Genomic DNA, 20,606 nt, shown 5'->3' with positions numbered 1-20,606 from the left:
AATCGACATGCCAGCCGTTAAAGAGCTGCCGTCGACCATCATGCGTTCGCCGAAGAAGGCACAGAACACGTGGATCAAGGCGCACGACTCCGCCGTCAAGGAGTACGGCGAGGGACGGCGCGCGCACATGACCGCGTTCGCCGCGCTCAAGCATTCGTTCGAGAAGATCGGCGACCACTGGGAGTCGAAGCAGGCGAAGGGCCCGTCGGACAAGGGCGCCATGGACCGCTCCGGCAGGACGGCCCAAGGCGTGGACGCCAACGCCAGCAAGGAACACCTGCAGAAGGTCGCCAAGGAGCTCGGCGTGACCGGCCGGTCGAGTATGACCAAGCAGGAGCTGGTGGGCGCCATCAAGAAGGCGAACAAGAAGGCGACGTCGAAGTCCGCGCCGAAGGCCATGGCGAAGTCCTCGTCGAGGCCGTCGACCAAGGCTGCGGCGAAGTCCTCGTCGAGGCCGACGACGAAGTCCACCGTGAAGTCCGCGCCGAAGGCCATGGCGAAGTCCTCGTCCAAGCCGTCGACGAAGGCTGCGGCGAAGACCACGTCCAGGCCCACGACGAAGGCCGCTGCGAAGTCCTCGTCCAGGCCCACGGCGAAGTCCACCGTGAAGTCCGCGCCGAAGGCCATGGCGAAGTCCTCGTCCAAGCCGACGACGAAGGCCGCGGCGAAGACCACGTCCAGGCCCACGACGAAGGCCGCGGCGAAGTCCTCGTCGAGGCCGACGACGAAGGCTGCGGTGAAGTCCTCGTCCAGGCCCACGACCAAGGCCGCGGTGAAGTCCTCGTCCAGGCCCACGCCGAAGGCGATGCCGAAAACCAAGACGAGGGCCACGACGAAGTCACGTTGACGGCTGTGCCGATGGCCGGGCTGACAGCAGGGCCGACGGTAGAACGGCTGACCAGAGGGCCGGCAGGTTCCGGCGGGTGAACTCCCGCCGGAACACGCCGGCCCTCCTCGTACGCCAGGCCCCGTTAGTCAGCGCCGTTCATGAGGGCGCCGTTCATCAGGGCAGCCAGCTCACAACAGCCGCTTGACCGCGTCCGCGATGGCGTGACGGTCGATGCCCGCGTCGGCGAGCTGCTCCTCCGGCGTCGCCGAGCCGGGCAGCCCGGTCACCGCCAGCTTCACCAGCCTGGGCCCGAGCTCGCTGACGGCGTCCGCCACCGCGTCCCCGAGCCCGCCTTCGAGCCGGTGGTCCTCGACCGTGATCAGGTTCCCGGTCGTGGTGGCCGCCTCGGTCAGCACCGCCGTATCGACGGGCTTGACCGAGTACAGGTCGATCACCCCCACCGGGATCCCCGCCGCCGCCAGGTCGTCCGCCGCCGACAGCGCCTCGTGCACGGTCACGCCGGCCGCCACGATCGTGGCCCGGTCGCCGGGCGAGCGCCGTAGCACCCGAGAGCCGCCCACGGGGAAGCGCTCGCCCGGCGGGTAGATCACCGGCGTGTCACCCCGCGTGGTCCGCAGGTAGGACACGCCTTCGAGGTCGGCCATCGCCGCGGTCAGCGCCACCGCCTGGTTCGCGTCGCACGGGTAGAGCACGGTGCTGCCGTACACGGGCCGCAGCATGGCCAGGTCCTCCAGCCCCATCTGGGACGGTCCGTCCTCGCCGATCGCCACTCCCGCGTGCGACCCGACGAGCCGGATGGCGGCCCGGCTCACGCCGGCCATCCTGATGAAGTCGTGCGCCCTGGTCAGGAACGCCGCGAACGTGGCCGCGTACGGCCGCCACCCGCGCACCTGAAGCCCGACGGCGGCGGCCACGAGCTGCTGCTCGGCGATGTACATCTCGAAGAACCGCTCGGGGAACTCCTTCTCGAACGCCGCCGCCTTGGTGGAGTCGGCCACCTCGCCGTCCAGCACCACGATGTCGCCGCGGGCCCCGCCGAGCGCCGCCAGCGTGTCCCCGAACGCCGTCCGCGTCGCGACCTGCTCGCCCACCTCGTACGAGGGCAGGTTCACCGGCTTCTCGGAGAACCGGAACGGCTGAGCCGTCTCCTCGGGCTTGTGCACCTCGACGTGTACGTTCCGCCGCCCGCCCAGCTCCTCGATCGCCTTGTCCGGATCCTTGAGCGCCTTGCCGTGGGCCCCCTCGCGGTTCTCGACCTCAAGGACCCCTTCGCCCTTACGCGTCTTGGCCAGGATCACGGTCGGCCGCCTGCGCGTGTTGCACGCGTCCTGCAAGGCGTAGTCGATCTGCCCGGGATCGTGCCCGTCGATCTCGATCGTGTGCCAGCCGAACGCCCCGAACCTGCGCGCGTAGGCGCCGGTGTCCCATCCGTGCCGGGTCGGCCCGCGCTGCCCGAGCCTGTTCACGTCCACGATGGCGATCAGATTGGCCAGCCCTTCGGACCCCGCGTGCTCGGCCGCCTCCCAGATGGACCCCTCGGCCAGCTCGCTGTCCCCGCACAACACCCACACCCGGTACGGCAGCCGGTCCAGCCGCCCGGCCATGGCCACCCCGACCCCGACCGGCAGTCCCTGTCCCAGCGAGCCGGTGGCCACGTCCACCCACGGCAGCCGGGGCGTCGGATGCCCTTCGAGCCGGCTCCCGCGCCGGCGGAACGACAGCAGCTCCTCGTCATCGACCGCCCCTGCCGCCTTGTAGAGCGCGTAGAGCAGCGGTGAGGCGTGGCCCTTGGAGAAGATCAGCTGGTCGTTGCCTGGATTGTCCGGATGATCGAAGTCGTAGCGCAGATGACAGGCGAACAGCACGGCCATCAGATCCGCGGCGGACATGGACGAGGTCGGATGGCCGGAGCCGGCTTCCGCGGCGGCCCGCACGGAGTCGACACGTAGCTGGGCAGCCAGTTCGGCCAGGTATTGAAGATCGCGCTCGGGCATCATGACCTCCTGGAAGACGTGTTATGCCGCCTACCCCGCCTGGCCCGCTTGACGCCGCCGTCCCGCGACGCGGGGCGGCGGCGGCGCGCAAACCGGCGGGCCGGCGCTAAGGGCGCTAAAGCGCTGAAGGCGCTGAAGGCGCTGACGGCCGCGGGGGAGCGCGGCGGTCAGCGCTTGCGGCGGCGCAGGGCGGCGACGGCGGCCGCGGCCACGCCTCCCGCCAGCGTGAGGAACGCCGGGACGCGGTGCTGCGACAGCCAGACCTGGGGGCTGCGAGCATGGGAACGGCTGTCGAACGAGCCATGCGCGCCGTAGTCCGTGGACTCGTCGGCCGGCTTCCACAGGTTCGCCACGCCGCTCGGCGGCTTCTCGTCGGTGAGCTGGGACGACGTGCCCGTCCTGGCCAGGTAGCGGTCCACCAGAGCGGGGGCGACGCGCTGCGCGAGGAGGGTGGCCACCGTGCTGGTCCCCACCCAGTACTCCTTGCGTTCCGGGTGCTCGGCCGCGTACACGATCGCCCTGGCCGCGACCTCCGGCTGGTAGATCGGCGGGACCGGCTGCGGGTGGCGGCGGAGCTTGGACAGGACCCAGTCGAACTGAGGAGTGTTGACGGCGGGGAGCTGGACGAGCGTGACGTGGATGCCGCTGTGGTCGGCCAGCAGCTCGGTCCGCAGCGACTCCGTGAAGCCCTTGATCGCGTGCTTGGCGCCGCAGTACGCCGACTGCAGCGGGATGCCCCGCTGTGACAGGGCCGAGCCCGTCTGGACGATCGCGCCGGCGTTCCGCGGCCCCATGAGGTCCAGCGCCACCTTGGTGCCCCAGACATATCCCAGGTAAGTCACCTCAGTGGTGCGTTGATATTCATCTACTGAAATGTCGGCAAATTTTGCGAACACGGAGGAAAAGGCAGTGTTAATCCATACCGCGATCGGCCCCATTTCCGCCTCTATGCGCTCCGCGGCCTGCCGCAGCTGGTCGTAGTCGGCGACGTCGGCCTCGTAGACCTGCCCGCTGCCGCCCTCCACCCCCACGTCCACGGCCGCCGCCCCGAGCCCGGCCGTCCCGCGCGCTATCAGGGCCACCTTGGCCCCACGGGCTCCGAGCTCGCGGACGACCGCTCGCCCGACGCCGCCGCTCGCGCCCGTCACCACCACTACTCGCCCTCGAAGTGGTGCCATGTCGAAATCAGCCCGCCTCTCCGTCTCGCCGGCTCTTCTGCCGCCGTACCGCCAGGACGATGTCGACCACCGCGACGATCGCCAGGACGACGGCGATGCCCGTCATCACCGGGGCGTGCGCGATGATGCCCAGCACCGCGAACGCGAACAGGAATATCAGCATGAACGACCCCACCCTGATGTGCACCACGTCGCGCGGGGTGGCGGGCACCATGGGGTGGCCCCTGCTGGACCTTTCCTCATGCCACTTTCCGTTATCAGCCATGCCGCTCACCTGCCCGTCCCGTTTGCCGCCTAACGCTCCGGGTAGCGCGGGCCTCGTGCCTGAGGCGAAGCTGCATACCAGTGACCAGAGAGAGCCGGGGATCGTCCGGCGACGGCACGGGCGCGGCTTCAGCTACCAGGGGCCGGACGGCGCACCCGTGCGCGACCGCGCCCTGCTGGACCGGATCAAGGCCCTGGCCATCCCACCGGCCTGGAACGACGTGTGGATCTGCCCGTCACCGCGGGGCCATCTGCAGGCCGTGGGCACGGACGCGGCCGGGCGCAGGCAGTACCGCTACCACGACGTGTGGCGCGAACAGCAGGACCGTGCGAAGTTCGACCGGGTGCTGGAGGTGGCCGAGCGGCTGCCGGCGTTCAGGAAGACCGTGGACGACCAGCTCGGCGGACGCGGCCTGACCAGGCAGCGGGTGCTGGCCGCTGCCGCCCGCCTGCTCGACATCGGCTTCTTCCGCATCGGCGGAGAGAGCTACGACTCCTACGGGCTGGCCACGCTCAGGATGGAGCACGTCACTTGCTCGAACGGGACCATCACCTGCTCCTACCCGGCCAAGGGCGACATCGCGCGGGAGGTCGAGGTGGCCGATCCCGGGGCGTGCAAGGTGCTCAGGTCGCTCAAGGCCCTCGGTGAGGAGGGCGAGCTGCTGCGCTACCGGCGAAAAGGCGGCTGGAGCGACATCAGGAGCGAGGACATCAACGACTACCTCCGGGAGATCATCGGGTACGAGGTGACGGCCAAGGACTTCCGCACCTGGCACGCCACCGTGCTCGCCGCCGTGGGCCTGGCGGTGTCCAAGCCCGCGGGCGCCGGCGGTCAGGCGAAGAGACAGCGCGCGGTCACCCGCGTGATGCGCGAGGTCGCCGAGTATCTGGGCAACACCCCGACCGTGGCCAGGGCGTCGTACGTGGACCCGCGCGTCGTCGAGGCGTACGACCAGGAGAAGACCATCGCGGCCGCCCTGACCGAGCTCGGAGCGGACGCCGATTTCGGGCAGCTTGCGACAGCCGGAACGGTAGAGCGGGCGGTTATCAGGCTGATTCGTGCTGTTTGAGCTGTTCATCCCTGGGCATGCGCCGACAGGAGAAGAAAGGAGGAAACAATGGAAGCTCCGCAGTACATCGCGGCCCGTGTCCAGCAGGCCATGGCCGAAGACATACGCACGCACGAGCTGGGGATCCGCGTCGACATCCGCGGCGACCAGCTCTTTCTGCGTGGTCAGGTGAGCGGGGCCGAGCAGCGCGAAAGACTCGGCCAAGTGGCGCACGAAGCCGCGCCCGAGCTTCACCTGCACAACGAGATCAACGTCGTGGAGGTCACCGAGCCGGGAGAGGACGAGCATCTTGACTGACCTGCGCATCGCGGCCGTAGGCGACATCCATCTGGGCGAGGACGTCCGAGGCCAATACCGGCGAAGACTAGAGGGCATCGAGGACCGCGCGGACGTGTTCATGCTGGCGGGCGATCTGACCAGGCATGGCACGCTGGAGGAGGGACGGCTGGTGGCCGACGAGCTGCGCGGCCTGCCCATCCCGGTCGTCGCGGTGCTCGGCAACCACGACTATCACTCCGACCTGCAGTACGAGATCGCCGGCGAGCTCCGTGACGCCGGCGTCGTCGTGCTGGACGACGACGGGGTCGTCATCGAGTGCGGCGACATGAAACTCGGCGTGGTCGGCGGCAAGGGATTCGGCGGCGGTTTCGCCGGCAAGTGCGCGAGCGAGTTCGGCGAGCGCGAGATCAAGAACTTCGTCTCCCACACCCGCACCATCGCCGAGGCGTGGAAGGTCGCGCTGAAGGAGATCGTGGCGGACGAGCGCGTGGTGCTGTCGCACTACTCGCCGATCAAGGAGACGCTGGAGGGGGAGCCGCACGAGATCTACCCCTTCCTGGGCAGCTACCTGCTGGCCGAGGCCGTCGACACGGCCGGCGCCGACCTGATCCTGCACGGGCACGCCCACAAGGGCAGCGAGAAGGGCATGACGCCGGGCGGCATCAGGGTGCGTAACGTGGCGCTGCCGGTGCTGGGCAAGGCGTACGGCGTCTACTGCATGAACGGCCGCGAGCACGCACTTGACGGGCAGCTCTAGAGCACCCTGTCTAGAGCACCCCGTCTAGAGCACTCTGGCGGCTATGACGCAGACGTCGTCCTCGGACTGGTCGCCCCCCATCCGCTGGAGCAGGCAGTCGATCGTGACCTCCGGGTCGTCGGTGACGCAGTTGCGCGCCGATCGGACCAGGGCGTTCAGCCCGGCGTCGAGGTCGCGCCCGCGCCGCTCGACGACCCCGTCGGTGTAGAGCACGAGGGTGTCGCCGGCCTGGAGCTGCGTGGTGTTCATGCCGTACTCGGTCGCGTCGAACGCCCCCAGCATCATGCCCGGCACCGTGTTCACCAGCTCGGCGTGCCCGTCCCTGATCAGCACGGGGGCGGGGTGGCCGGCGTTGGTCCAGGCGAACGTGCGCGTCTCCGGGTCGAAATGGCCGATGACGGCGGTCCCCGTCACCGTGACGCCCTCGTTGGAGTGCACGATGAGGTCGTTCAGCCAGGTGGTGAGCTGGTCGGCGGACGCTCCTGTGTAGGCCAGCCCGGCCAGCCCTGAGCGCATCTGGAGCATGATGCCCGCCGCGGTCAGCCCGTGGCCCATCGCGTCGCCGATCGCGAGCAGCACCCGGCCGTCAGGGATGTGGCGGGCCTTCCACCAGTCGCCGCCGAGACGGGCCAGCTCCTCACCGGGCAGGTAGCGGACTCCGACGCTCAGCCCGGGGAGCTGCATGAGGCCGCGGCGCATCGGCAGGATCGAGTCCTGGAGCTGGACGGTGATCCGGTGCTCCTCCTCGGCCCGCTCCCGCTGCCTGCTGGCCTGCTCGTGCGCCACGGCCAGGGCCCGCTCCCTGCGCCGGTTCCGCGTCACGTCCTGGACGAGGCAGCGCACCTTGACCGGCACGCCGTCCCGGTCGAGTATCGGCTCGCTGAACATGCTGAGATGCCGCACCCCGTGCCGGTGCTGGATCCTGAACTCGCTCTCGACCGCCTCCCTGAACTCCAGCAGCGAGCGCATCTGGTCCTCGACGATCGGCAGGTCGTCCGGCACCACCACGCCGGGCAGGTCCTCCAGGCTCATCGGGCTGTCGTCACGGCCGCGGCCGAACATCTCATACATCTGCGGCGTCCACAGGATGCGCTCGGTGGCCAGGTTCCACTCGCCCCAGCCCAGCTCGGCCAGGCGCTGGGCGCGTTCCCAGCCGGAGACGAGCAGCTCCTCGTCGTCGAGCGTCCGCCAGCTCACCAGCAGCCCGTCGTCCACCCGCGCCGCGCGCACGCTCAGCGTGGCCGGCCACATCAGGTAGTCCATGACCTCCACGAACTCCAGCGGCTCCCGATGCACGGGCTCGCCGGTCTCGTAGACGGTGATGTAGTCGTCGAGCAGGCCGGAGCTCGCCACGCCTGGGCTGGCCGCCATCAGGCGGCGCCCGGCCAGCTCGGCCGCCGTGCGGCCGGCGACGGTCCTGGCATGCCGGTTGGCGGCCAGGATCAGGAAGTCCACGACGCGGCCGCCGGTGTCCTTGACGGGGCTCAGGTAGAGGGCCGAAGCGTGTACGGCCTCCAGCATGCCCCGCACCCAGACGGGCACGTCGAGCGGCCCGGCATCCTCATCGGCCGGGCGTTCGACGCCTCTGGCCACCTCGACCAGGTCGAGCCCGCTGTGCTGGGCCATCCGGGCGAGCTGCTCGGCCGCCTCGCCCGGTCTGATGCCGAGCTTGGTCGCGAGCCGGGCGGTGGCCTCGTCGAGGATGGCCTCGCCACGCATGTGGTGCCGCAGCCGAACGAGCTGTTCCCGCACCCGTGCCGAGGCCGCCCCGGTCTCGTAGCGACTGAATGGCGGATATTTGCTCACACGCTCCTCATGCCCGAAGAGTTGGTCATGAGAGCGGAGCTACCGATATTTCGGCAAAACTAGAGGACCGCTGGACCGTTCTCGGGGATCGGCCCAGCGGTGATATGGACGGGGACGTGGGCGACATGCGCCCCTAGACATTGAAGATGCTGACCCCACCCGGCCCGACGAGGAAACCGAGGACGATCAGCACGATCCCCCAAAGAAGGTCGCGCCTGGCCAGAATCACGTAGATCCCGGAGATGACGAGAATAACGGCGATGATCCAGAGCAAAGTAGCCATGGGACTGCAACTGCCCTCACTCGTCCCTGCATAACATCTTTTTCCCCGCAATAACGTCGAGGGAAAGAACTATGCAGGCCCCCGCTATTTCGCCTCGTCGGCCGACTTCATCAGCTTCGCGTAGCCGAGCTGCAGCCAATCGGAGATCGCGACCGCGGTCATCGTCGCCCCCGCGAGCCTGGTGAACCGGGGTGCGAGCACCAGCCCGGCGGCGTACCCGGTCGCGATCCACTGCGCCAGGCAGAACGGGCAGGCGAGCAGCTCGCCCACCGGGCCGCGCGGCTTCTCCTGCAGCTCCGACGGCCCGCTCTGGCCCTCGTACTCGGTGAAGGGGGCGCGGATCGGGCTGGTCACGGGGTCCTTGGCCAGCAGCCGGGACGCCTTGTGCGTGCACGCCGCCATGAGCAGCAGGTCCAGCACGCCGACGTGGTCGGGAACTCGGCGGCCGGCCAGTGCCGCCGTGGCGGCCGCCACGGCCACCGTCCCGCCGTACACGCCGAGGATCCGGAGGTAGCCGCCGAGCGGCCGGTTGTGCTCGCCTTGGTAAGCCTGTTCCGTCTTCTCGAGGATTTCCGTCATAAGGGCTGGCGCTACCCGCCCGCCCGGCCCGTAGTCGCCGTCCCGCGCGCGCGTGAGCGCGTCCAACGTCTAGTTGACGATCGTTTGGGTAGCCCGATCACATGAGCAGCCACGGGCACGCGGTCACCGACGCCATCCTCGACACGCTCAAGCGCGCCAGCTCCGGGCTGAAGGACGCCGGGGTGAAGTTCGCGCTGGCCGGAGGGTGTGCGGCGTACGCGAGAGGCGCCGCGCCCTCGCTGCACGACGTGGACTTCGTGCTCACGGAGCACGACGTGCCCGCCGCGCTGGAGGCGCTGCGCGGCCTGGGCTTCCAGACGGCCAAGCCGCCGGAGGACTGGCTGGTCAAGGCGTACGACGAGGGCCGGCTGGTGGACCTGATCTTCCGGGTGTCCGACCTGGCGATCACCGACGAGCTGCTCGACCGGGCAGAGCCGCTGAAGGCGTCCGCGGTGATCGTGCCCGTGCTGGAGGCCACCGACCTGGTCATCTCGTGGCTGCTGCCGCTGTCGGAGCACGCCTGCGACTACGGTGCGCTGCTGGCGCAGGTACGCGCGCTGCGCGAGCAGGTGGACTGGCCCCGGGTGGCCGCCGTGGTCGCGGATTCGCCCTACGCGTCCACGTTCATCACCCTGCTTGAACGGCTGGGCGTGCTCAGCGGCCCGGTCGAGCCGTCCGGCGACGCCAAGTGGCCCTGATCGTTCCTCTTCCTGAACAAGGCGAAGGGCCGCGCCCTGAGGCGCGGCCCTTCTTCATGGCACGGAGTTACCCGGGGAACCGGCCGTAGTAATCGCCGATTCTCGATCGGTACTCGGGTTCCTTGAACGTGCCCGCATCGAACTCAGGCGCGTCCTTGATCTCGGCCTTGGTGCGCGAAACGAAAACGTTCCGCTCCTGAGGGTCGATGCTCGTGATGACCTGTGCCGGGAGCAAGACCTTTTTGCCGAAGATCCAAGGACCGGTGTCGACGATCACGTAGCTCTCGCCGACCTGATACGTCGCCTCGTCGATGGACCCGATCTTCCCGTCGGTGGCCTGTACGTGGTATCCCACGAGGTCCAGGCTCTTGCCGCGGTCATAGACGTCAGGCCGATAGTCCCAGAGCTCCATAGGGCTCTCTTCCTCTCTTCTTCCGTCTTTTCTCGGGCAAAGCCTTCGCTACCCGGATAAATCCCGTTAAACGCCTTGCAAAGCGCTTGCAGGCAGGTGGCCTTCAATTCTCCAGCAAGCGGGCGGAGCGACCCTCACCACAACAGGAGAGGGCGCAACCATGAGAACCAGCTCAGATCGGCTCTACGACATCGACGGGCTCCGGCTGCTGGCGGCCCTGTGCGTCGTCCTCTTCCACTACACCTTCTCCGGCCCAGCCGGCGGCCACAGCCCGGTCGTCTTCGCCGAGGAGAGCGCCTGGTCCAAATACGGCTACCTGGGTGTGGACCTGTTCTTCCTGATCAGCGGATTCGTGGTGCTGATGAGCGCGTGGGGCAGGAGCTCGCGCTCGTTCCTGGTCTCGCGGGTCGTGCGGCTCTACCCCGCGTACTGGGTGGGCATCGCCGTCACCACCGTGGTCACCCTGACGCTGGGGCAGAGCCTGTTCCAGGTGTCGCTGCCGCAGGTGCTGGCCAACCTGACGATGTTCCAGTCGGTGCCCGACATCGCGAACGTGGACGTCGTCTACTGGACGCTCTGGGTCGAGATGCGCTTCTACTTCGTCATCCTGCTGTTCACCTGGATCGGGATGACGCAGGGCCGGCTCATGGCGGGGATGTGGGGCTGGCTGGGGCTGACGTTCGCGGTCGAGGCGGGGGTGCTGCCGGGGTTCGCCGACCTCATCGTGCAGTCGGAGTTCTCGCACTACTTCATCGCCGGGATGGCCCTGTTCATGGTCTACAGGTTCGGGCTGACCACGCAGCTCGCGGTCCTGGTGCCGGTCTGCCTGGGCAACGCGGTCTTCCGCGCCATCGGGTACGCCGACGCGGTCGGCGAACGGTACGGCGTGTCGTACTCACCCGCCGTCATCACCGCCGTGGTCGCAGGCATTTTCCTGATCATGACGCTCGTGGCCCTGCGCGCCACCCGGCGGCTGGCCAGGCCGTGGCTGGTGACGGCCGGCGCGCTCACGTACCCGCTCTACCTGCTGCACGCGCACATCGGGTTCGTGGTGTTCGACCGGCTGGGCGTGGCGGTGAACAAGTACGTGCTCCTGGTCGCTCTGATCCTGGTCATGCTGGGGGCGGCGTACCTGGTGCACCGGTTCGTGGAGCGGCCGCTCGCACCCAGGATCAAGCGTCTGCTGTCCGCCCGCCCGGCCGTTCCCGCGCCGGTCGTGCTCGTCGCGGCACGTCCGACTGTCTGATCTGACTCTTCTGACAAACGACGGCCAGTTGGGTGTCAGGGCTCCAGGTGCGGATACGATCCCCGTCACGGAGTGTGGGAGGGGGCCGATGAGTCTCAGCGGAGAGCCCGAATGGGCTCCGCCCGGAGTCGATCCGGAACAGCCCAGCGTGGCCCGCGTACACGACGCCCTGCTCGGCGGTGTGGAGAACTTCGCCGCCGACCGCTCGGTGGCCCGCAAGCTGAGGGACGCGGTGCCCGAGGTGGTGGACCTCGTCTGGTGCAACCGCGCCTTCATCGGCCGGGTCGTCGACTTCCTGGTCCGCGAGGCCGGCATCAGGCAGATCATCGACCTCGGCTCCGGCCTGCCCACCGTCGAGAACACCCATGAGGTCGCCCAGTTCGCCGACCCCAGGTCCAGGGTCGTCTACGTCGACCTCGATCCCATGGTGGAGCCGCACGCCCGGGCCATACTCAGCGGCAACCCCAACGTCGACGCCATCACCGCCGACGCGCGCGACGTGGCCGCCGTGCTCGGCCACCCGTCCCTGACCCGCCTGATCGACCCCGGCCAGCCGACGGCGTTGCTGGTCGTCGGGCTGCTGCACCTGTTCCCCGACCGCGAGGACCCGCACGGGCTGGTCCGCCGGTACATGTCCGCGCTGCCGCAGGGCAGCTACCTCGCCGCCTCCAACATGCTGGCCTCGCCCAGCCCCAAGGCGCAGGCGCTGGAGACGATGCTGCAGGCCACCATGGGCACCGGCTACTTCCGCGACCGGCCCTCGATCGTGGCGTACTTCGACGGCCTGGCGCTGGTGCCGCCCGGCGTCGTGCACTTTCCCGAATGGCATCCCGACGAGCGGCTCCCCGGCCCTCTCGCGCCCTGTGAGGAGCTCCTGCTGGGCGGCGTCGCCCGCAAACCGTGAGCCGCGCCCGCAAGCCGTGCGCCCCCCGCGCCCGCAAGCCGTGCGCCCCCCGCGCCGGCAAGCCGTGCGCCCCCCGCCGGCGCAAATCGGGATGAGCCTCATGGTGACGTGGCGCTAGGGTGGGGGACATGCCGCGTCGCTTGATCTGCTCCCCGCCCCCCGCCCGCTAGCGGGCGGCTCTTTCGTGACTTTCCGGGTCTGACCGATCCGGGGGTGGTCGCTGCCCGCACACCGGGCCCATTCCGACCACTCCTTCCGGAGAACTCCTGTCATGACCCATGTCTCCGCCCGGCGGGGCGCTGTTTACGTGTCCGTGGCCGCGACCGCCTGGGGCACCGGCGGCGCCGCCGGCTCCCTGCTCATCGAGTCCGGCGGCCTCGGCCCGGCCGGCGTCTCACTCTGGCGCTACCTCCTCGGCGCCGTCTTCCTCCTCGCCCTCGCCCGGCGTCCGCTCCGCTTCGAGCTCAACGGCCGAGTCCTGCTCGCCGGGGCCGGCATGGCGCTGTACCAGGCCGCGTACTTCGCCGCCATCGCCCGATCAGGGGTGGCCGTCGCGACGGTGGTGACGATGGGGGCCACTCCCGTGTTCACCGCCCTGGGCAGCCGCTTCCTCCTGCGCGAGCGGCTCGGCCGGGTCGCGCTCACCGCCCTCGCCGCCTCTCTGGCCGGGCTCGTCCTGCTCACGGGGGAGACCGCGCTCCAAGCCCGTACGTCCTCCATGGCCGGCATCGGCTTCGCCCTGGTCTCGGCCGCCGGGTACGCCGGGGTCACGCTGTTCTCCCGGCATCACCGGGACGACCCGCAGGGCATGGCGCTCGGCGGGTTCGTCGTCGGGGCGGTGTGCCTGGCGCCGTTCGCGCTCGCCGACGGGGTGGTGCCCACGCTGGACCTGACCTCGGCCGGCCTGCTGCTCTACCTGGGCGCGGTGCCGACCGCGCTCGCCTACGGCCTGTTCTTCCGCGCGCTGACGGTGCTCCGGGCCACCACGGTCTCGATCATCTCCCTCGGGGAGGCCGTCGGCGCGGCTCTGCTCGGCGTGGCGTTCTTCGGCGAACGGCTGACGCCTCTCGCCTGGTCCGGGTGCGCTCTTTTGCTCGCCGCCGTCGCGGTACTCGCCGCACGGACGGGAGAATCGTGATGTGACGGTGCGGCGCGCCGGATGAGTTAAGGTCCGGTACGGCGACGCTTGCCGTATCGTCGCTCCGCTCCCTCATTACGCTCTTGGAGGGAACGGCGCCGGCGAAGCGTGCGTTGGAGGAACTGTGGCGTCAATCAAGGGAATGTTCAGGAACCTCCTGGATCGGCCAGGAGGCGTGCCCCTGACCCCCTACCAGAAGATCGTCAAGACGGCCGGCGGCCGGGCCGACCGGATCGGCGGGCTCGACGAGCTGCCGGTGCCGAAGATGGACGATCTCGCCGAGTTCTGCGCCGTCGCACGCGAGGCCGCCGACAGGACCCTGGGGCTGCGCCCGTACGACGTGCAGCTCCTGGGCACCCTGGCGCTCCTCGACGGGAAGGTCGCGGAGATGGCGACCGGCGAGGGCAAGACGCTGTCCGGCGCCATGGCCGCGGCCGGCTATGCGCTGCAGGGCAAACGCGTCCACGTCATCTCCGTCAACGACTATCTGGCCAGGCGCGACGCCGAGTGGATGGAGCCGTTCTACGCGGCGCTCGGCGTCAGCGTGGGCTGGATCGGCCAGAACTCCACGCCCGAGGAGCGGCGGGCGGCGTACGAGAAGAACGTCACCTACGGTCCCGTCAGCGAGATCGGGTTCGACGTGCTGCGCGACCGGCTGCGCACCGACGCGAGCGAGATCATCGTGCCCGCGCCCGAGGTCGCCCTGATCGACGAGGCCGACTCCGTGCTCGTGGACGAGGCCCGCGTGCCGCTGGTCATGGCCGGGGCCGCCGACCCCGGCAGCGCGGTCCCGGAGATGGCGGCGCTGGTCAGGCAGCTCGTACGCGGCTACCACTACGAGATCGACGAGCAGGCCCGCAACGTCTACCTCACCCCGAAGGGCGCCGACAGCGTCGAGAACCTGCTCGGCGTCGAGCTCTACGACGAGCACGAGCCGGGCACGCTCATCGAGCTCAACCTGGCCCTGCACGCCCACGCGCTGCTGGCCCGCGACGTCGACTACATCGTGCGCGACGGCCAGGTCCAGCTCATCAACCCCTCGCGCGGCCGGGTGGCGCTGCTCCAGCGCTGGCCCAACGGCCTCCAGGCGGCCGTGGAGGCCAAGGAGGCGCTGCCGCCCAGCGAGAAGGGCGAGATCCTCGACTCGATCACCGTCCAGGGCCTGATCCGCCGCTATCCGCGCATCTCCGGCATGACCGGCACCGCCGTGGCGGTCAGCGAGCAGCTCGGCGAGTTCTACGGGCTCAAGGTCGCCGTGATCCCGCCCAACCGGCCCTGCGTCAGGGAGGACGAGCAGGACCGCATCTACCCGACGGGCCCCGACAAGGACGCCGCCCTGGTCGAGGAGATCCAGGACGCCCACGCGAGCGGCCGGCCGATCCTCATCGGCACCCTCGACGTCGCCGAGTCGGAAAACCTCGCCAAGCTCCTCCAGCGCCGCGGCCTGGAGCCGGTCGTGCTCAACGCCAAGAACGACGCGGAAGAGGCCGCCATCATCGCCAAGGCGGGCGAGCGCGACGCCATCACGGTCTCCACCCAGATGGCCGGGCGCGGCACCGACATCCGCCTCGGAGAGGGCGTCGCCGAGCTCGGCGGCCTCTACGTGATCGGCTCCGGCCGCCACGCCAGCAGTCGGCTCGACGACCAGCTCCGCGGTCGCGCCGGCCGCCAGGGCGACCCGGGCGCCTCCGTCTTCTTCGTCAGCATGCAGGACGACCTGATCACCCAGTTCGTCCCCGACGAGCGCCCGCCCGCCGCCGACGCGGACGGGCTCGTCCGCCACCGGCGCGGCGCGTACCTCGTCGGCCACGCCCAGCGCGTCGCCGAGGGCGTCAACCTGGAGATCCACCGCAACACGTGGCGTTACACCCGCCTCCTGGAGCACCAGCGCGAGCTCATCCTGGAGTGGCGCGACAAGGTCCTGCACGGGGACGCCGCTGCCAACGCCCTGTCGTCGGCCGACGCCGACCGCTGGGCGGCCATGCCGGAGGACACCAGGGACGAGACCGCCCGCCAGATCGTCCTGCACGCCATCGATCGCTGCTGGACCGAGCACCTGGCGTTCCTGACGGACCTGCGCGAGGGCATCCACCTGCGCGCGCTGGGGCGGATGAGCCCGATCGACGAGTTCCACCGTGAGGCGGTGGCCGAGTACAAGTCGCTGCTGGCGGAGGTGGAGCGGCGGTCGCTGGAGTCGTTCGAGGCGCCGGAGCCCGATCTGCAGCGGCCGGCGGCGACGTGGACCTATTTGGTGCAGGACAACCCGTTCGGGACGGAGTGGGACCGCATCCTCAAGCGCGTCACGGCGGCTACGCGGAGGGGCTGAGCGGCGTCCGGGCTGTGGTTTCGGTGATTCTGGAGACCGGCGAGGCTGGTGTGCGCAAAGCTTTGACCATCAGCGCTTGACCCCAGAAAAGGCGATGGGGAGCGGCCCTCACGGGCGGCTCCCCTGCCTAAGTAATACCGAGAGTAGTTCCCCGAACCGTCTGTGCGCAATCTCTTTCGGCAAACAGCGCGTCCCCGGGAGCTCGACCACACCGGAGGGAAGATGGCTGTCTCAGGTTTGCCAGGCACGGACGTCCTGATCAAAGCCCGGGTATGCGAGCTGCTCGAATCCTGGAGACCCTGGAACCGGCGTCTCTGGGATGCTGGAACGGTCCTGGCGATCCGCGAAGCCGTCGAGGCGGCGGACTGGGTGGGGCGCCACGTCCTGTCCTCGACCGCCATGTCCTGGTGCGTGCGCGAATCACTCTTGCCCCGGCTGGCCACGGACGCCGCCATCGGCAACGGAGAGATCCGCAGGCAGATCCACCTGACCTGCAACGCGCCCATCAAGGCCGCCGCCCGTGGCCAGCGCACACTGGGCCTGCTCGCCGAACTGGTCGCGGACGGTTACCTCCGCCGCTGGCGTGACCTCATCGCCGAAGGCGGCGGGCATTTGGAACGTTCCGCTCGATGCATCGCCTCGCACATGCTCGACGGCGGCTTCCACCAGGACTTCCTCCGTCACCAGATTCGGACCCGTCTCGACCCGTCCGCCACCACGATCGACCTGGTCGAACTCTTCGTGAGCCTCGAAGCCGAAGGCGAGCGTGACTACGAGGGTCTGGTCGTCATCCAGGACAAGATCCCGGCACCCCAGTCGGCCGTCAAATCGCCCCTCTGGCTCCCCAAGGAAGAGGTCAAGGCGCGGCTGGAGCGCGCGTTCCCCGACATCACAGCGGTGCGGGCCAGCGGGGGCCTGCTGTTCCGCGTACGGGCCAGAGACCACATCTCGGCCGTGCACGAGATCACCGAACGGCTCGACCGCATCCGCAACCGCGTCCGCTACCGCCGCGACCACAGCGCGCTCGACGTCTACCCCAAGGTGTTCATGACCGGCTTCCCCGATCCGCAGGACCTGCGCAGGGGAGACCCCGCGGTCACCGTGCTCTCCCTGGAGCGGGTCGGCGCCCTGTACGAGCTCCCCGAGATCGGCACCCCCGGGTCGCGGATCGACGACGCGCTGGAGCTCGCCTCCGCCCTCACCGAGAGCTCCCCGAGCAAGGCGGTGGCCGGAGCGTGGGCGGCGCTCGAAGCGCTGCTGTTCTGCGACACCGACGAGGCCGATCGCGACCAGGGCCGTGCGGTCGCGGCCGACCGCGCCGCGTCGCTGGTGACCGCGGGCTGGCCGCGCGCCGAGCTGACCTCGCTCAGCTACGACCGGGAGATTCTGGCCGCCGACGCCCGGCTGGCACGCGACCTCGCCGTCATCGGCGGCAACAACAGGGAGCGCACGAAGCAGATGGTCGACTGGCTGCGGGGTCAGCCGCCGCGGCCGGTGGCGGGCCCTTCGGTGGTCGCCGCGTTCGAACGCGCCCACCAGCTCGTGGCCAACCCGACGGCGCCGCTCGGCCGGATCAACCGGTATCTCCGTGCGAGCTTCCGCCGCCTCTACCGCCAGCGGAACATCGTGCTCCACGGCGGGTCGATGCGGTCGATCGCGCTGGCGGCGACCGTACGCACTGCCGGGCCGCTCGTCGGGGCGGCGCTCGACCGGCTCGCTCACGGTCACGCCACGGTGAGCTTCCTCCCGCTGAACCTGGCCGGCCGCGCGGACCTCGCCCTGCGCACGGTCGGGGACGAGGACGGCTGGCACCTCCACGACCTCTTGGGCGCCTGATCGTCTTACGTACCTGACAAAGGGTGACAGGTATGCCTGCCACGCTGGATGCATGACAACGAAAGCAAGGCTCCTGGCCGTGACCCTCGACTGCGCCGAGCCCAAGAAGCTGGCCGCGTTCTACCACGAGATCACCGGCTGGGAGATCCAGTACGCGGAGGACGAGTACGCCGCCGTGGGCAACGGGGACACGAGCATCTACTTCGGCCGCGTGCCCGAACGCAAGCCGGTCGAGTGGCCGAGCCCGGACAAGCAGTTCCACTTCGACTTCAGGGTGCCGGACGTGGCGAAGGCGGCCGAGGAGTACGTGGCGCTGGGGGCCACCAGGCCCGAGTTCCAGCCGGGGATCACGGAGGAGGGGACGCGCTGGATCGTCCTCCAGGACCCGGAGGGCCACCTGCTCTGCCTCTGCCCCGAAACCACCTGACCCACGACCCTGACCCAGCCTGGCGGCCCGGGGCGGTGGCACCGGGAGCCTTGCGACACCGGGACCGGCGGCGCGACGGCCTCGTGGCACCGGCCTCTGTGGCACCGGCCTCTGTGGCACCGGCCTCTGTGGCACCGGCTTCGTGGCACCAGACCGGGTGGCACCAGGCCGGATGGCACCGGATCGGGTGGCACCGGATCGGGTGACACCGGACCGGGTGGCCGGCCGCCACGGTGGCCGGTGACACCCTGGGCCGGATGGCACGGTGGCATCGGGAGCCTTGCGGCCCGAGGGAGCTCTGTCGCCCGGGCACCGGGAACCGGGCGGCCCGAGGGGGCCACTGCGGCCTGGGCAGCGGGACCCGGGCGGCGCGAGGGGACACTGGGCCCGGCGGCCTGGGTGCCGGGAGCCTGGCGGCCCAAGGGGGCCCTGTGGCCCGGCGGCCCGGCGGCCCGGGCGCCGGGAGCCTGACGGCGCGAGGGCCAGATGACGCGTCCGCCGGGGGGCCGCCGCCTCCTGCCGCGACCCGCCGCCTCCTGCCGCCGCGACCCGCCTATTCCCCCCGCCGGACTCCCTCCCTCGACGCCCGATCACATCCAATCCGGCTCAAGTATGAGCCACATGTCCGTGCTGGTCGGAAGCGTTTCTTTGGCAATCATCGGCCTAAAGTATGATTCGAGCGCTTCGCTTCCCTCATAAGCTGGAGCAATGCTCTTGGAAGGATCCATGCCCCTGCGTGGGCGACCATGACCTGGGTCGGCCTGATCATCGCCCTGGCAGGAGCGCTTGGATACGCGTTCGGCGCAGCCCTGCAGCAGTACGAGGCTGTAGCCGAGGGTGCCTCGCTCAGGCTGGTGAGACGCCCTCGCTGGTGGATCGGCGGCATCATCGGGTTCACCGGTGCCTGCCTCCATGCCGTCGCGCTGAGCTTCGCCCCGCTGGTCGCCGTTCAGCCGATCAGCGTCGCCACGCTGGTGTTCGCCGTGCCGCTGGCCGCGTTCATGTACGGGCGCAAGCCGTACAAGGCGGAGATCCTCGGCTCGGTCGCGGTCGCCGTGGGCCTGCTCTGGCTCATGCTGCTGGTGCCGCAGCACAACGTGGTGCCCAGACTGAGCAGCGGCGCGGCGCTCGGGTTCATCGCGGTGATCGGCGTGCTCGTGCTGATCACCCAGCTGTTCGCGCGCAGGACCCACGGTCCCAGCCAGGCTCTGCTGCTGTCTGTGGGCGCGGGCGTGGTCACGGCCAGCGTGTCCACGTTCGTTCGCGTGGTGGGCGGTGGCATGCAGGGGGACTGGGGCCGCTTGGTGCACTGGTTCACGCTCGCCGTGCCCGTGCTGCTGATCTGCGCCGTGGTGCTGCTGCAGCGCTCGTACGCGGTGGGTTACTTCGGCATCGCGTACGCCGGCGTACAGGTCATCGACCCCATCACCTCGGTGCTCGCCGGCTCGATCCTGCTCGGCGAGCCTCTGCCGACCAGCCCGTCCACCGCGATCCCCGCCCTGCTCGCCAGCGCCCTGACCATCGGCGGCACCATCACACTAGGCCGCCTGGCCCCAGACCACTCCCACCCGGCCACACCGGGCACCACCACTCCTGCCGACAGCACCACCCCACTCACGAACGGCCCCGCACCAGCGAACGGCCCCGCACCAGCGAACGGCCCCGCACCAGCGAACGGCCCCGCACCAGCGAACGGCCCCGCACCAGCGAACGGCGCCACGCTCGCAAACGGCACAGGCCAGGCGAGCGGCACCGCGTCAGCGAACGGCACCACACCAGCTAACGGCGCTGCGTCGGCGAAGGGCGCCACCCACGCGAATGGTGCGGCACCGGCGAACGGCCCCGCACCAGCGGCGAAGGGCATCGCGCTCGAGAACGGCACGGAGTCGGCGAACAGCGCAATGCTCGCGAACGGCACCACCCATGTGAGCGCCGCAGTCCTGACGAACGACAACGCCTCGGCACATGGTGCCGGTCCAGCAACCGGCGCGGCACCCAGCAACACCGTCGCGGGCAAGGCTCCGGGCACCCCGGCCGATACCGCCGCCATCCAGACCGACGCCGTCAGCACCTCGGCGGACACCACCGCCATCCCCGTAACCCGCGCGGTGACGGCGACCTTCGAGGCTGGCTGAGCCTGACGAGATGGGTGGCTGACTCAGATAGGCGATCGGCTCGCCGATCAGCATGGCCCTACTCCCCGCCCTCGCCGCCACCCAGGACACGGAGCGGTGCGCGAAACCCACCGACGCCTTCAACCAGGAAGTCCGGATAGGAACGCGGGCATTCGACTCCGGCCGCACGGGGATCGCTGACAGCGTCACGGCCCGAGCCAGAACGTGCGGATGAGACGAAGCGTCCCGGACCGGAGCGCAGGCGTTCGGAGGCGAAGGGGCTGGCGTCTGGGGCGAAGCGTAAGCGTCCCGGACCGAAGGGCTGGCGTCTGCGACGAAGTGTGGGTGTCCCGGACCGGAGCGCAGGCGTTCGGAGGCGAAGGGCTGGCGTCTGGGGCGAAGCGTAAGCGTCCCGGACCGAAGGACGGGCGTCCGAGACGAAGTG

Annotated in this window: 18 protein-coding genes and 1 pseudogene; 12 read left to right on the top strand and 7 right to left on the bottom strand. The window is 70.0% G+C overall.

Annotated features, from left to right (window positions below; all coding sequences use genetic code 11):
• Positions 1-7: 7 nt before the first annotated feature.
• A pseudogene (locus tag ABEA43_RS18010) lies at positions 8-385 on the top strand (ChaB family protein); the annotation flags it as partial.
• A gap of 632 nt (positions 386-1,017) precedes the next feature.
• On the opposite strand, the gene ABEA43_RS18005 reads toward ABEA43_RS18010, so the two are convergent.
• The 3 genes from ABEA43_RS18005 to ABEA43_RS17995 form a co-directional block, all read right to left on the bottom strand.
• Positions 1,018-2,847 carry a transketolase gene (locus ABEA43_RS18005; protein ID WP_345563139.1) on the bottom strand — a complete coding sequence of 610 codons (1,830 nt, stop codon included), beginning with the start codon at positions 2,845-2,847 and terminating at the stop codon, positions 1,018-1,020.
• 164 nt (positions 2,848-3,011) lie between these two features.
• Complete coding sequence (locus ABEA43_RS18000; RefSeq protein ID WP_345563137.1) at positions 3,012-4,022, bottom strand: SDR family oxidoreductase; 1,011 nt, start codon at positions 4,020-4,022, stop codon at positions 3,012-3,014.
• 7 nt (positions 4,023-4,029) lie between these two features.
• Positions 4,030-4,287 carry a hypothetical protein gene (locus ABEA43_RS17995; protein WP_345563136.1) on the bottom strand — a complete coding sequence of 86 codons (258 nt, stop codon included), beginning with the start codon at positions 4,285-4,287 and terminating at the stop codon, positions 4,030-4,032.
• A gap of 55 nt (positions 4,288-4,342) precedes the next feature.
• On the opposite strand from ABEA43_RS17995, the gene ABEA43_RS17990 reads away from it, so the two are divergent.
• The 3 genes from ABEA43_RS17990 to ABEA43_RS17980 are packed head-to-tail and all read left to right on the top strand — an operon-like array spanning position 4,343 to position 6,392.
• Positions 4,343-5,356, top strand: coding sequence for a DNA topoisomerase IB (locus ABEA43_RS17990; protein WP_345563135.1), 1,014 nt, complete (start codon positions 4,343-4,345; stop codon positions 5,354-5,356).
• A gap of 48 nt (positions 5,357-5,404) precedes the next feature.
• On the top strand, positions 5,405-5,653 hold the full coding sequence (locus ABEA43_RS17985; RefSeq protein ID WP_345563134.1) for a BON domain-containing protein: 249 nt from the start codon (positions 5,405-5,407) through the stop codon (positions 5,651-5,653).
• Entirely contained in the window at positions 5,646-6,392 is a 747-nt protein-coding gene (locus ABEA43_RS17980; RefSeq protein WP_345563133.1) for a metallophosphoesterase family protein, read from the top strand. The genes ABEA43_RS17985 and ABEA43_RS17980 overlap by 8 nt, the downstream gene beginning before the upstream one ends.
• A gap of 24 nt (positions 6,393-6,416) precedes the next feature.
• Here the strand turns inward: ABEA43_RS17980 and ABEA43_RS17975 are convergent, their stop codons facing one another.
• From ABEA43_RS17975 to ABEA43_RS17965, 3 genes are all read right to left on the bottom strand, one after another.
• Positions 6,417-8,198 (bottom strand): PP2C family protein-serine/threonine phosphatase, encoded by a 1,782-nt coding sequence (locus ABEA43_RS17975; RefSeq protein ID WP_345563132.1) that lies wholly within the window; start codon positions 8,196-8,198, stop codon positions 6,417-6,419.
• 133 nt (positions 8,199-8,331) lie between these two features.
• Positions 8,332-8,481 (bottom strand): GPGG-motif small membrane protein, encoded by a 150-nt coding sequence (locus ABEA43_RS17970; protein ID WP_165959640.1) that lies wholly within the window; start codon positions 8,479-8,481, stop codon positions 8,332-8,334.
• 84 nt (positions 8,482-8,565) lie between these two features.
• The gene (locus tag ABEA43_RS17965) at positions 8,566-9,060 is read right to left on the bottom strand and encodes a DUF1360 domain-containing protein (protein ID WP_345563131.1); all 495 of its coding nucleotides are present in this window, start codon (positions 9,058-9,060) and stop codon (positions 8,566-8,568) included.
• Between the two features lie 101 nt (positions 9,061-9,161).
• On the opposite strand from ABEA43_RS17965, the gene ABEA43_RS17960 reads away from it, so the two are divergent.
• Positions 9,162-9,758, top strand: coding sequence for a nucleotidyltransferase (locus ABEA43_RS17960; RefSeq protein ID WP_345563130.1), 597 nt, complete (start codon positions 9,162-9,164; stop codon positions 9,756-9,758).
• Between the two features lie 67 nt (positions 9,759-9,825).
• On the opposite strand, the gene ABEA43_RS17955 is transcribed toward ABEA43_RS17960, so the two are convergent.
• Positions 9,826-10,170, bottom strand: a complete 345-nt coding sequence (locus tag ABEA43_RS17955; RefSeq protein ID WP_345563129.1) for a PRC-barrel domain containing protein — start codon at positions 10,168-10,170, stop codon at positions 9,826-9,828.
• Between the two features lie 160 nt (positions 10,171-10,330).
• Between ABEA43_RS17955 and ABEA43_RS17950 the strand changes: the two genes are divergently transcribed.
• The 7 genes from ABEA43_RS17950 to ABEA43_RS17920 all read left to right on the top strand — a co-directional run bounded on the left by ABEA43_RS17950 (position 10,331) and on the right by ABEA43_RS17920 (position 20,182).
• Complete coding sequence (locus tag ABEA43_RS17950; protein ID WP_345563128.1) at positions 10,331-11,416, top strand: acyltransferase family protein; 1,086 nt, start codon at positions 10,331-10,333, stop codon at positions 11,414-11,416.
• A gap of 88 nt (positions 11,417-11,504) precedes the next feature.
• The gene (locus tag ABEA43_RS17945; RefSeq protein WP_345563126.1) at positions 11,505-12,320 is read left to right on the top strand and encodes an SAM-dependent methyltransferase; all 816 of its coding nucleotides are present in this window, start codon (positions 11,505-11,507) and stop codon (positions 12,318-12,320) included.
• Positions 12,321-12,591: 271 nt separating this feature from the next.
• Complete coding sequence (locus ABEA43_RS17940; RefSeq protein ID WP_345563124.1) at positions 12,592-13,458, top strand: DMT family transporter; 867 nt, start codon at positions 12,592-12,594, stop codon at positions 13,456-13,458.
• Positions 13,459-13,600: 142 nt separating this feature from the next.
• Positions 13,601-15,784, top strand: a complete 2,184-nt coding sequence (gene secA2, locus ABEA43_RS17935) for an accessory Sec system translocase SecA2 (protein ID WP_345563230.1) — start codon at positions 13,601-13,603, stop codon at positions 15,782-15,784.
• Positions 15,785-16,006: 222 nt separating this feature from the next.
• Complete coding sequence (locus ABEA43_RS17930; protein ID WP_345563123.1) at positions 16,007-17,620, top strand: hypothetical protein; 1,614 nt, start codon at positions 16,007-16,009, stop codon at positions 17,618-17,620.
• 52 nt (positions 17,621-17,672) lie between these two features.
• Complete coding sequence (locus ABEA43_RS17925) at positions 17,673-18,047, top strand: VOC family protein (protein ID WP_345563121.1); 375 nt, start codon at positions 17,673-17,675, stop codon at positions 18,045-18,047.
• A 746-nt stretch (positions 18,048-18,793) separates the two neighbouring features.
• The gene (locus ABEA43_RS17920) at positions 18,794-20,182 is read left to right on the top strand and encodes a DMT family protein (protein ID WP_345563119.1); all 1,389 of its coding nucleotides are present in this window, start codon (positions 18,794-18,796) and stop codon (positions 20,180-20,182) included.
• The last annotated feature ends 424 nt before the right edge of the window (positions 20,183-20,606 follow it).

It is taken from the genome of Nonomuraea rosea, assembly GCF_039539705.1.
Classification (GTDB): domain Bacteria; phylum Actinomycetota; class Actinomycetes; order Streptosporangiales; family Streptosporangiaceae; genus Nonomuraea; species Nonomuraea rosea.
The sequence above is the reverse complement of the archived record's forward strand: the minus strand, read 5'-3'. Positions and strand labels throughout refer to the sequence as shown.